The sequence below is a fragment of the Epilithonimonas arachidiradicis genome (assembly GCF_003610695.1).
Taxonomy (GTDB): Bacteria; Bacteroidota; Bacteroidia; order Flavobacteriales; family Weeksellaceae; genus Epilithonimonas; species Epilithonimonas arachidiradicis.
In genome coordinates this window covers 347,563-359,385 of sequence record NZ_RAQH01000002.1, presented here as the reverse complement: position 1 = coordinate 359,385, position 11,823 = coordinate 347,563, and the positions used below count along the sequence as shown (strand labels likewise).

General features: G+C 31.3%; 13 protein-coding genes. 2 read left to right on the top strand and 11 right to left on the bottom strand.

Annotated elements, in window-relative coordinates:
- Positions 1–58 precede the first annotated feature (58 nt).
- Positions 59–595, top strand: a complete 537-nt coding sequence (locus tag BXY58_RS05545) for a HEPN domain-containing protein (RefSeq protein WP_120212825.1) — start codon at positions 59–61, stop codon at positions 593–595.
- A gap of 31 nt (positions 596–626) precedes the next feature.
- Positions 627–1,391, top strand: a complete 765-nt coding sequence (gene map / locus BXY58_RS05540; protein ID WP_120212824.1) for a type I methionyl aminopeptidase — start codon at positions 627–629, stop codon at positions 1,389–1,391.
- A 70-nt stretch (positions 1,392–1,461) separates the two neighbouring features.
- On the opposite strand, the gene BXY58_RS05535 is transcribed toward map, so the two are convergent.
- From BXY58_RS05535 to BXY58_RS05485, 11 genes are all read right to left on the bottom strand, one after another.
- Positions 1,462–1,830, bottom strand: coding sequence for a septal ring lytic transglycosylase RlpA family protein (locus tag BXY58_RS05535; RefSeq protein WP_120212887.1), 369 nt, complete (start codon positions 1,828–1,830; stop codon positions 1,462–1,464).
- Between the two features lie 520 nt (positions 1,831–2,350).
- Complete coding sequence (gene rimO, locus BXY58_RS05530) at positions 2,351–3,652, bottom strand: 30S ribosomal protein S12 methylthiotransferase RimO (RefSeq protein ID WP_120212823.1); 1,302 nt, start codon at positions 3,650–3,652, stop codon at positions 2,351–2,353.
- A gap of 58 nt (positions 3,653–3,710) precedes the next feature.
- Positions 3,711–4,898 (bottom strand): beta-galactosidase, encoded by a 1,188-nt coding sequence (locus BXY58_RS05525; protein ID WP_170144199.1) that lies wholly within the window; start codon positions 4,896–4,898, stop codon positions 3,711–3,713.
- On the bottom strand, positions 4,885–5,430 hold the full coding sequence (rfbC, locus tag BXY58_RS05520) for a dTDP-4-dehydrorhamnose 3,5-epimerase (RefSeq protein ID WP_120212821.1): 546 nt from the start codon (positions 5,428–5,430) through the stop codon (positions 4,885–4,887). The genes BXY58_RS05525 and rfbC overlap by 14 nt, the downstream gene beginning before the upstream one ends.
- A 22-nt stretch (positions 5,431–5,452) precedes the next feature.
- The gene (locus BXY58_RS05515; protein WP_120212820.1) at positions 5,453–6,433 is read right to left on the bottom strand and encodes an MraY family glycosyltransferase; all 981 of its coding nucleotides are present in this window, start codon (positions 6,431–6,433) and stop codon (positions 5,453–5,455) included.
- Between the two features lie 114 nt (positions 6,434–6,547).
- On the bottom strand, positions 6,548–7,447 hold the full coding sequence (locus BXY58_RS05510; protein WP_185140462.1) for an NAD-dependent epimerase/dehydratase family protein: 900 nt from the start codon (positions 7,445–7,447) through the stop codon (positions 6,548–6,550).
- A gap of 2 nt (positions 7,448–7,449) precedes the next feature.
- Positions 7,450–8,496 carry a WaaS/CpsH family glycosyltransferase gene (locus tag BXY58_RS05505; RefSeq protein WP_120212818.1) on the bottom strand — a complete coding sequence of 349 codons (1,047 nt, stop codon included), beginning with the start codon at positions 8,494–8,496 and terminating at the stop codon, positions 7,450–7,452.
- A gap of 30 nt (positions 8,497–8,526) precedes the next feature.
- On the bottom strand, positions 8,527–9,657 hold the full coding sequence (locus BXY58_RS05500; RefSeq protein WP_120212817.1) for an NAD-dependent epimerase/dehydratase family protein: 1,131 nt from the start codon (positions 9,655–9,657) through the stop codon (positions 8,527–8,529).
- Positions 9,658–9,660: 3 nt separating this feature from the next.
- Positions 9,661–10,257: a DapH/DapD/GlmU-related protein gene (locus BXY58_RS05495; RefSeq protein ID WP_120212816.1), complete on the bottom strand. Its 597-nt coding sequence runs from the start codon at positions 10,255–10,257 to the stop codon at positions 9,661–9,663.
- Between the two features lie 10 nt (positions 10,258–10,267).
- Positions 10,268–10,954, bottom strand: coding sequence for a glycosyltransferase family 2 protein (locus BXY58_RS05490; RefSeq protein ID WP_120212815.1), 687 nt, complete (start codon positions 10,952–10,954; stop codon positions 10,268–10,270).
- A 39-nt stretch (positions 10,955–10,993) separates the two neighbouring features.
- On the bottom strand, positions 10,994–11,821 hold the full coding sequence (locus BXY58_RS05485) for a glycosyltransferase family 2 protein (protein ID WP_120212814.1): 828 nt from the start codon (positions 11,819–11,821) through the stop codon (positions 10,994–10,996).
- Positions 11,822–11,823 lie beyond the last annotated feature (2 nt).

The following is an 11,823-nucleotide window of genomic DNA, read 5'->3' as shown; positions in this document are numbered from 1 at the left end:
GAAGCAATATAAATTAAACCGTTCAGATTTCTGAGCGGTTTTTTTGTATTTTTATAATATGGATTATAAAGCTACAGATATCGTCTATCAAGCACAAAAATTTGAAAACGCAAGTCTTATTTTAGAGCAAAATCATATTAAAAAAAATAACAATCTTGTTAAAGAAAAAACTTTAATACTAAATAAGCAAAGTTTTACTCACGAAATTGAGCCTGCATTAACTTTATGCGGACTATCATTAGAATTATACTTAAAAGCGATATACTTCCACGAAAATGGTAAACCTAAAAATGGTCACGATATCTTTAAGCTATACAATTCCTTAAGTCCAAACTCAAAGAATTCTATTATAAACTTCTTTAATACAAATAAAGAAAGTTTTATTAAGATTTATGAAAATTTCATCACACATAATCATATAAAAATCATTTCATTTGAGGAGACTCTAAAAGAATTATCAGACATATTTATAAGTATGCGATATATGTATGAAAATTTAAGCATTCAAAAGAATTTATTATTTAGAGAACTTATGAGGCAAAGTTTTGTAAACAGGATTAATGAACTTAATTTCTTAGATTACTTATTAGACTGATTAATTTATATTTGTAGTTAAAATCAAAACAATGTCGATCCAAAACGAGTCAGAATTAATCGGAATGCAGGAAGCCAGCAAAGCAGTTGCCTATACCTTAAAGGCAATGATAGACTTCGCAAAACCCGGAATGAGCACAAAAGACCTGGATGATTTCGGAGGGAAAATTCTGGCCGATTTCGGAGCCAAGTCTGCACCTTGTTTAACTTACGGCTTTCCCGGCTGGACTTGCATCAGTGTAAATAACGAATTTTGCCACGGTATTCCTTCAGAAAAAAGAATATTGAAAGAAGGCGATCTAATCAACATTGATGTTTCTGCTGAACTGAATGGTTTTTGGGCGGATAACGGTTCGTCTTTCGTTATTGGAAAAGATTTTCATAAGCATCAGAAATTAGTGGATGCTTCTAAAGAGATTTTGAAAAAAGCAATTAATCAAATAAAAGGCGGCGTCAAGATTTCGGACATTGGTTACCTGATGGAAACCGAGGCCAAGAAACGTGGATACAAGGTGATTAAAAATCTCGGCGGTCACGGCATTGGAAGAAGTCTGCATGAACAGCCGGATGAATTACTGAATTACAGAAATAGATTTGATCAAAGACGATTCAAGAAAAATTCTGTTGTAGCAATTGAAACTTTTATTTCAACGACATCATCTATTGCTGAAACAACAGAAGACGGCTGGACAATGATTGGAAACAAAGGCGGTTTTATGGCACAACACGAACACACGATTGTCATTACAGACGGAAAACCAATTATCCTCACAGCAATGAACGACATCTGGAATTAAAACAGAAAACATATAAAACTAAAAACCATCTCAAAAATGAGATGGTTTTTCTTTTTAATGTAAGATAATCTTAGTCGATAATTTCGTATTCAATAGCGATAGTACCTTTTCTGGTATCAGCGATTGAACTAAATGCAGCTTTGGATAGATCAAAGGCTCTTGAAGAATGGTAAGGACCTCTGTCATTCACTTTCACTACAACACTCTTCCCAGAAATCAAATTAGTAATCTTTACTTCTGTTCCAAAAGGAAGGGTTCTGTTAGCAGCGGTTAACTCTTTATTATTGAAAATCTCTCCGCTTGCTGTTTTTCTACCATTAAATTTATCGTGGTAGAACGATGCAAAACTTGTTTTGGCATCTGTGGCATTACTCTTGAAGGAATAAATACCAAGTGTTGAAATCATCATTATGATTACGAGAATAACTCTTTTCATCATTTTGAACATATTTATTGGTTTTGACTCTGCAAAGATATTCGGAATGATGTCTGAAACATCGCTTTTCGATTTCAGATGCTGCGGACAAGAAAAAAACAAAATTTTGATAGTCGCAATGTAGCCATAGTAAGGCGATGACAGAATTTGTTAAAAAACGTTAATTATTTTGTAACATTCTTAAAAAATGCCCATTACACTGACCCACTACAAATATTAAAAATACTGAAAATCAATACTTTAAATTTTAAACATTAATTTAATATTATCAATACAAAACAATATTAAATCAATGTTAGCTAAATATCAACATTATAAAGTAAAATAATATATTGATTCGATAAAAAATAACAAATTTAATTATCAATAATTCAAAATATTAAAATTTAAACCATTTAAAGACCTGAAAGAAATGATAAACAATTGAAAAACAAAGACTTATGCAAATTCATTGTTTTTTTTAACAAAAACAAAAAAACACCATCTTAAAAATAAGATGGTGTTTTTATTATAAAATGTTGAGTTATACTAATTCTCCAATCAAATCATAATCCTCAGCCGAAGTAATTTTGACGTTGGCGAACTCTCCAATAGAGATATAAACGTCTTTTGCAGAAACTAAAACCGTATTATCGACGTCCGGAGAATCATATTCCGTTCTTCCTACGAAATAATCACCTTCCTTTCTGTCAAATATACATTTGAAAATCTTACCAACTTTCTCCTGGTTTTTCTCCCAAGAAATTTGCTGCTGGATTTCCATAATCTCCTCTACTCTTTTCTGTTTCACCTCGTCCGGAATGTTATCTTCCAAAACATAAGCCGTCGTATTTTCCTCGTGAGAATATGTAAAGCAACCCAATCGGTCAAATCGCTGGTCTCGCACCCATTGTTTTAATTCCTCGAATCTTTCTTCTGTTTCTCCTGGAAAACCAACAATCAAGGTTGTTCTGATCGCCATATCCGGCACTTTCTCACGGAATTTGTCCAGAAGTGCATTAGTCTTCTCGAACGTCGTTCCTCTTTTCATTGCTTTCAACAATTCTGTATTGATATGCTGAAGCGGAATATCTATATAGTTACAAATCTTAGGCTCGGTTCTGATAATATCCAGAACATCTTCTGGAAATCCTGTTGGGAAGGCATAATGAAGACGAATCCATTCAATACCTTCCACTTTGATGAGTTCCTGTAAAAGTTCACCTAGAGCTCTTTTTTTATAAATATCCAACCCGTAAAAAGTCAAATCCTGAGCGATAAGAATCAATTCTTTAACGCCTTTTTTCGCTAATTTTTGAGCTTCTATGACCAATTTTTCGATAGGTGTAGAAATGTGACCACCTCTCATCAAAGGGATTGCACAGAACGAGCAAGGCCTGTCACAGCCTTCAGAAATTTTTAGATAGGCGTAATGCTTGGGAGTTGTTGTTAGCCGCTCTCCTACCAATTCGTGCTTGTAGTCCGCACCAAGATGCTTCAATAAAATTGGCAAATCACGTGTCCCAAAATATTGGTCAACATCCGGAATCTCACGAATCAAGTCAGGTTTATATCTCTCCGAAAGGCAACCTGTCACGAAAACTTTCTCAACAACACCTTGATTTTTCAAATCAACATACTCCAAAATAGTGTTGATACTTTCTTCTTTCGCATTATCAATAAATCCGCAGGTGTTAATCACCACAACATCACCTTTTTCCTCATGAACTACTTGCTTTCCATTAGCTTCCAGCTGACCCATCAAAACTTCTGAGTCATAAACATTTTTGGAACATCCAAGAGTTACGATATTAATTTTCTTTTTACCTACAGATTTTGTACGCATTATCTACAATTTTAAGTTTGCAAATTTAGGAATAAAAAAAGAACCAATCTTGGTTCTTTTATTTATATGCAAAAATTAAAATATCTCCTGGTGGGATACTGGATATATTCGCATTGGTTGTTATTGTCTTTCTTTTTCCTGTTTTATTATCAATGACGTAGACACCGAGTTGCGCTTGATAATTGAAAGGCATTGTTTTGAAAACATCCTTATTTTGAATAATTATAAATTTTTGTGTTCCAATCGACTGAAAAGAAACTAATGCATTCCTACCAAAAGTTTTAAAGACTTTAAATTTATTTGGAAGGAAATTTAACCTTTTTGTACCAACTGGGATTGTATCACCTATATGAAAAACGGAATCAACTTTTGATTTTGTGAAAATCCATGAAAGATTCTTTATCTGTTGATTAAGGTTTTTCACAAGACTATATGTAGGTGTTGGCTTACCATTATTGTGGACAATTGCATAACCAAAATTATGTTTTTTCCAGTATTCGTCATCCATAGTAATATAAGTGAAATATTGTAAGCCCTTCGCACCATAAAGAAGATTGCTAAACTGTTGTAATTTGAGTCCACCTAATGTGGGTTGTCTGTAATTATTAAAGATAGTTGTATTGGCGAATGCCCAGAAGGGTTTACTGTTTTTTTGTGAATTATTTCTTATAATTTCTAAATTATCATACCATGTACTAAGTATTTTGTTATCAGCAAGCGGATAATTGTCAAAAGATAAAATTTCCACATTAACTGTTTTTAAAAACTTGTCAACATATACATTGTAACTTAAATTTCCCAAATATGTTGAAGGTGCATAATTAGGATGTAAATTAATGTAAATAGGATGTTTGGAATCTAATTTTTTTACTTTTTCAATAAGCCTTTGTAAACTCTCAAAATCTTTTGGAGAAGGCTCATCTGCTAAAAAATAAGCAAATAAAGCAGGATGATTTCTAAATTTTTTTACGGTATTTTCTGTATCAACCAATAATTCATCAGAATATATAATCATTTTAATTCCTACTTTCTGAGCTAGATTTAATGCATTTTGAACTTGATCATTAGTTCTAAAAATTGTGTGATTGATATTAAATCCAGCTTCTTTGAATTTTTTAAAATTCATTAGATTTGAAGTCTGTGGTGTGAAAGAATGAAAAGCCATTATTGGCAACTCATCTGTTTGTGCAGAAAAGAAAACCGATAACAATAAAAATAATAATCTTAATTTTCTAAAAATTTTCATCTTTGAAGTTTGGAGAATGCTTATCTTTTTCTGAAAGTATGACATCATGTTCAGGCAATTGCCAGTCTATTCTTAAATCAGTATCATTCCACAAAACGCTTCCCTCTGATTCCTTATTATAAAAATTATCACACTTATATGAAAACACTGCCGTTTCGCTTAAAACAGAAAATCCGTGTCCGAATCCTCTTGGAACATAAAGTTGTAATTTATTTTCTGCTGTAAGTTCTATGGAAAACCATTTGCCAAAGGTTGGAGAATCTTTTCTGAGGTCTACAGCAACATCAAGAACTCTCCCCTCTAAGCAAGACACTAATTTTGCTTGTGCATGCTTTCCTTTTTGTAAATGTAATCCTCTCAAAACACCATAGCTTGATTTTGATATATTGTCTTGAACGAAGTGTCCGTTCATCCCGGTAAATTGTTCAAAGGTTTTTTCATTGAACTTTTCATAGAAGTAACCTCTATCGTCATTAAATATTGTGGGTTCAAGAATGTAACAGTCTTTCAGAGGGGTTTCTTTTATTTTCATGTAGTTACAATTTTTTCTATTATCAAATAGTTTTGTTTGTTGTCAATATAATATTTTTTTTAAGATAAGATTTTAGCAAAAGATACAGTAATCCGAATGGTAAAACTATTGCAAAAATACACTGGATAAAACTAAAATCGAAATATAAAATAACAAAATTAATAATTAATTGAGTGAATGCATACCAAGAACTTATCAAAAGATGAGACTGTTTTTTTTCGTTAACTAAAATCTGGTATAAATGTTTTCTATGAGCTTCAAAAATATTTTCCTTAAGAAATATTCTTTCTATTATAGTCAAAACTGAATCAACTCCATAAACAGTAAGTAAAAACAAATATCTATAATCACCTGTTTGGAGTATTACTGTTCCTATAATTACAAGTATCAAATACGCAATGCTGAAACTACCAATATCTCCGGCAAAACATCGAGCCTTTTTCCTAAAATTGAAAAATAAAAAAACAAAACTTGCTAGTATCGGAAATAATATAAAATCTTTTGAAAAAAAACCATACTCAGTATTAATATAATAGAGTGTACATAAAGTTATTAAGCTATATAAACCCGTGATGCCATTGATCCCATCCATAAAATTAAAGCAATTGAGTATTCCAATTACAAATATATAGTAAAACAAAATAATCCATACTGGTTGAGAAAAACCTGAAATAGAATATAGCAATACAGTGACACTGATAAAGTGAAATATTAATCTTAGCTTGGGAGATAATAATACTATATCGTCCACAAAACTGATTGCAGAAATTATCAAAAGTCCCAAACCGATGATGAAATTAAGGTAATTTTCATCAATATTATCAAAAGAAAAAAAAATTAGTAGAGCATATGATAAAGGATAAACAATACCTCCACCTCTGATTGTTATTTGTGTGTGTGAACTTCTTTCATTTGGTTTATCGATTATATTATATTTATTAGCAATTTTAAAGTATATTAAAAGTCCAATAAATATTAAAATGGTTATTAGCAGATAGTACATTTGTGTTGTATTTTCAAATTGCAAAGGTAATCATTTTAGTTTTTATATACTTCGTCATTTTTGAAGTCGCAATTATTAAACAATATCAAAATAGTTAAAAAAATATCAGATAATTTATTTGGATTTATTAAAACTATCAATAGTTGCTCTTAATCCATCTTCAGCAGTTATAGGTAATTTTTCAATTCCTATTACCGCTTTTATTTTAGCATTAGATACCACGTAACTTTCTGTAAGTTTTTTCAGTCTTTCAGAATTCAATGGTAGTTTGATGATATTTCCAATTTTAGCCACAAGAAAAATTAACCAAGGAGTGATGTTCCATAATTTTGGCTTTTGTCCTATTGTATTTGCAATTACAGAAACCAACTCATTAGTAGAGAGACTCTCGTCATCAGAAAAATTATAAATTCCAGATGGCACATTCCTATTTTCTAAAATTTTCATTATCAAAAAATTAAGATTACTTATACTTAGAAATGATCTTTTATTCTCAAAAGCGGCTAGAGGCCAGGGCAAACTTTTCTCTACAATTTTGTAAAGAAGATTAAGGTTTCCTTTATTGCCCGGTCCATGAATCATACATGGACGTATGATAAATAGCCTTTTGTTTTCTGGTAATATTTTAGAAATCAAGTAATTTTCGGCGTCTAACTTGGATTTACCATATATGGTTTGAGGATTGGAAAAGTGTTCCTCACTCAATATTCCCTCAACAGTATCTGCCGCTGCTTTTACACTACTAAAGTAAAAAAAATCCCGAATAGAAGATTTCAAAAAATCATCAAACAATTTGACAGTAAGTTCTGTGTTGATTTTATAGTAATCATTATCATCTGAAATATTGGTTGTATCGTGTGCTTTACCTGCTAAATGAATTATAGCATCTAAATCAGTTGAAAGCTTCCAAGAACTCCTTAATGATAATTTATAAATTTCAAATCCTTCTCTGAGAAGATATGTAGCCAAATTTGTTCCAACAAAACCTGAAGCACCTGTTATTAAAACTTTCATAATCAGTTTATATTCATTATAGATTTCCAGTCATCTTTCTCATCTTTTAAAAATATGTCTGACAACCAACCTTCTATTGAGCATCTGTAATATAATTCATCCGAAATAATTTTTTTCGAACTCGAAAAAAAATCAGGATCTAAAATTATATCATTTCTGTCAATCACATAAAATATGTCCGGAGAATAGAATGGATATTTTTTTATTTCTTCGTTAGTTGTTATCATCTTTTTTCCAGCTCCAATTGTTTCAAAAGTTCTCATAGTCAGCCCTTTTTGTCCAGGATGATTGATATCTAATATGATATTAGAATTTTTGTACAAGTCTACAATTTGATCCGTAGAAAGACTGTTGAAACTTAGTTTTTTGTAATCAAATTCCCTAAAACTTTTGTCAAAAATCTTTTGATAAAAATAGACTGCCTTGCTATGCATGTAGTAATAAGTAAAAGTTCTAAATCCATTTTTAACACACCATTCTGCCACTTTTGAACTTATTATATATCTGTCAGAGTGGGCAGTGCCTAAAAATAATAAATCATATTTATAATTACTACTGGATTCTTTTTTTATTTTTTTATATTTATCCAAATAAAATAAAGGCCGGAAGCCAATATTATATTTTTCAGCATCTTCTCTATCAAAACTGAATCTTTTTTCAAAATACTGTAGAATTGTTGTTGGGTGCGAATGATTAGTAAAGGAATCCCATGTAAAAAAAATCATTTCACAGTTGGGCTGAAGTTTTTTAAATTCCTTTAAAAAATTTGCAGTAATTACTTCTCCACGATTAACAAAGAGAAAATCAAATGTTTCTTTTCTAATAGAATCTAAAATACTTTGATAGTATGCGTCAATTTTCTTTTGATACATAGCTCTCTTCAACCGAATAATACCTTTTGTAAAATTGCTATTAGAAGGTCGTTCATCATAATATGTGACGATCGCTCCATTTTCTTCCATTTTATTTTTAATCTCTTTTTCGAGATTAAAGGTCTGCACAGAAAAGAAAAGTATTTTTTTGCCTGATATTTTATTTCTAAGTAGCACCAATTGTGTTTTTAATTATTAAAAATAAATCTACTTGTACAGACCTTTAGCTTTCATCTCATCAATAGATTTCTGATATCTATCCTCTTCTATCTCTTGCGTATTGACCCAATCTGTAAAGTTTTTCAGTCCTTGCTGGAATGTAAACTTTGGTTGAAATCCCAGTACAGATGTTATTTTATTAAGATCTGCAAAATTATGACGGATATCACCTAATCTGTAATTTCCAGAGATATTGATGGGAACATCTATGTTATAGTTTCTGGATAATGATTCTGCTACGGTAATCACATCCGTCGCAATGCCTGTTCCAACATTGAAAACATGATTATCGGCTTCGTTTTTTTCTATTCCCAAAATGGTAGCGGCTACAACATCATCTATGTAAACAAAATCGCGACTTTCTTTACCGTCTTCAAAAATATTAATGCTATTACCGTTTTTTATTTGAGTAGAAAATATTGATAAAATACCTGTATATGGATTTTTGAGGGATTGTCCTGGTCCGTAAACATTTTGGTAACGGAAGGCTACTGCAGCAATACCAATTGTAGGACACACTGTGAGTACCATTTGCTCCTGATTCTGCTTGGTAATACCGTACACAGAAGAAGGGTGTATTTTAGAATCCTCATCTGTGGCTACAAGCTGGAGCTGGGAAGCACCAGGATAGACGGGTTCGAAATTACCTTTGTCCATTTCCTCGGCGGTGCGGTGTTTTGGATAAACTGCGCCTAATTCTTTACTGATATATTTGCCTTCTCCATAGATTGACCGTGAGGAGGCTACGACAACTTTTTTAACCTTATGGTTTCCGTTGACCAAAAGATCTAACATGAGTGATGTTCCACTGATATTGACATCCACATATTTTTGCACTTCGTACATAGACTGGCCTGTTCCTGTCTCTGCGGCAAGGTGAACTATTACTTCCTGATCTCTCAAGGCTTTTTCCCAATCTTGTGGACTGGTAACTGAACCTTCTATAAAATTGACTTTGTCTTTTATACTCAAGAATAAGGGAGATGTTTCCTTAGGATTGTCTCCATGTATCTGCGGGGATAGATTATCCAAAACAGTGACAGTATGTCCTTTTTCAATCAATTTCAAGGCAAGATTACTTCCAATGAATCCTGCGCCTCCTGTAATAAGTATTTTCATAGTTTATAAAGCTTTATATTTTTCCCAAGTTTGTGTTTCGAAATTATATTTTTTAATTGGTTTGGCTGGTGTTCCCACAGCAATAACATACTCTGGTAAGTCTTTTGAAACAACGGAGTTAGCCCCTACAATTGTTCCCTTTCCAATTTTCACTCCTGGTAAAACTGAAACAAATTCTCCTAGCCAGACATTATCCTCTATAATAACAGGCTTGGAAAACATTTTCCTATCTTTAGGATTTTCTAATGGAGAACTATCATATTGGTCTCCACTATAACTACCATGAGAGCAATCTGATATATATATTTTGCTTGCAAGCAAAACATTTCTTCCAATGCTTACACTTTGCATTGCAGTGATATGAACATAGTCATTCATTTGGAAATTTTCGCCTACAAACAAAGTTTTAAAATTGCCTTCCGGATAAGCTTCTAACCTACACCCAACACCTGTAGTAAAACCTTTTCCAATATCCATAAATTTTCTACCTCTTATATCAATAGGAAACCTAATTATTCTTGCGTTTTTAAAAACAAAATTGGTTCTCATTTTAAAATAAATGAGTTTTAATAAATTAAAAAAACCATATTGTTTTAGCATAAGAAATAGTTTATATTCTACTTAAAAGTTTTGCAAATGTATAAATTCTTACTTTTAATTTATGATAAAGTGAGTTTTTACTTTTTTCTCCACCAGTAGAGGCATTTGAGCCGTGTCTTCTGTACTTTATTAGAGGTTGGTCAACAAGCTTAACATTATAATAAAATTCGCTTACATTTGCAATCCAATAATCATGTGCACATAATTTGGGGTTATTCGGGAATGGCATGATTTTTTTAAGAATATTTTTGTTAAAAGCCATACAAGCTCCAATATATCTTGTTTTTAGCCAATTATTTAAAAATCCATTTCGAGTTCCATGGAGTTTAAAATGTGATCCTAATGTGACTCTTAGATCTTCATCTGTAATTAGAGCATCAGAAATTACCACATCAGCACTTTCCAACTCTTCAATCATAGTTTGTACTTTATTTGGCATCCAAACATCATCTTGATCACTTAAAAACACTACATCTCCAGACGAATGTGCTATGCTATTTTCAAAATTTTTCGAATAACCTTTTCCCAATTCGTTTACAAATATTTTTATTCTTATGTCATTTAGAGCTTTTATTATTTCCAGAGTATTATCCGAAGAATGGTCATCAGAAATGATAATCTCATCTTCTTCATGAAGTTGAGAGAGTATAGAATCTAATTGTTCTTTGATATATTTTTCTCCGTTGTATGTGGCCATACAGACGGATATTTTTTTTCTCATATTTACAGTACAAGATTATTTTAGCCTTGCGGAATTAAATCTGCTTTTTAACAAATAGTATTTTAACAAATTAATTTTCGTGTATTTTTTAACAAAAAAAAATGTTTTTAATTGAGATTTTATAGTTTTTCTTATGTGAAATATTTTTCTTATTAATTTGCTAAGTGACACTTTATCTGCTCCAACTACATTATTAAGATGTTGCCTATATAAAATTAATGGTTTTTTAATGTAGTCAACTTTCCCCATTTGTAGCGCTTTTATTATAATATACCAATCATGCATTAGTATACTTTGATCATAATCCAAAGAGAGATCTCTTAGACTCCGATTAAAAATCATAGTACAGCCTGGGGCACAATTAAAAACATTAATAAAATCTGGATTTTTAATTAATAGTTCAGGTAAAACCTTGTTATAATTCCAAAATGAATTGTCTATTACATTCAAATTTTCATCCACAACCTTCAAATCAGAAAATACTAGCGAGGGAGTATGCAAATTTCCTTCTAGTTCTTTAATTTTTTCTAAAGAAATAGCTATCTTATTATCATCCCATTGATCATCTTGATCACAAAACATGTAATATTCTGCATTAATCATTTCTACCATCTTCATAAAACTAAGAGCGGATCCAAAATTAGTATCACTCTCAACTATTATAATATTACCATATTTTTCAGCATACTTGGTAATGATAGTTTTTGTGGAATCAGTTGAGCCATCATCCCTTATGAAAAGTGTCCAATTAAAAAAACTTTGGTTGATAACAGATTTTAATTGATTTTCTAAATATTTTTCTCCGTTATAGGTTGATAACAAAATTGCTACTTTATATATCATAA

Coding starts and splice junctions, on each gene's coding strand:
- BXY58_RS05545 (WP_120212825.1), top strand. CDS start 59: ATGGATTATAAAGCTACAGATATCGTCTATCAAGCACAAAAATTTGAA.
- map (WP_120212824.1), top strand. CDS start 627: ATGTCGATCCAAAACGAGTCAGAATTAATCGGAATGCAGGAAGCCAGC.
- BXY58_RS05535 (WP_120212887.1), bottom strand. CDS start 1,830: ATGATGAAAAGAGTTATTCTCGTAATCATAATGATGATTTCAACACTT.
- rimO (WP_120212823.1), bottom strand. CDS start 3,652: ATGCGTACAAAATCTGTAGGTAAAAAGAAAATTAATATCGTAACTCTT.
- BXY58_RS05525 (WP_170144199.1), bottom strand. CDS start 4,898: ATGAAAATTTTTAGAAAATTAAGATTATTATTTTTATTGTTATCGGTT.
- rfbC (WP_120212821.1), bottom strand. CDS start 5,430: ATGAAAATAAAAGAAACCCCTCTGAAAGACTGTTACATTCTTGAACCC.
- BXY58_RS05515 (WP_120212820.1), bottom strand. CDS start 6,433: ATGTACTATCTGCTAATAACCATTTTAATATTTATTGGACTTTTAATA.
- BXY58_RS05510 (WP_185140462.1), bottom strand. CDS start 7,447: ATGAAAGTTTTAATAACAGGTGCTTCAGGTTTTGTTGGAACAAATTTG.
- BXY58_RS05500 (WP_120212817.1), bottom strand. CDS start 9,657: ATGAAAATACTTATTACAGGAGGCGCAGGATTCATTGGAAGTAATCTT.
- BXY58_RS05495 (WP_120212816.1), bottom strand. CDS start 10,257: ATGCTAAAACAATATGGTTTTTTTAATTTATTAAAACTCATTTATTTT.
- BXY58_RS05490 (WP_120212815.1), bottom strand. CDS start 10,954: ATGGCCACATACAACGGAGAAAAATATATCAAAGAACAATTAGATTCT.
- BXY58_RS05485 (WP_120212814.1), bottom strand. CDS start 11,821: ATGATATATAAAGTAGCAATTTTGTTATCAACCTATAACGGAGAAAAA.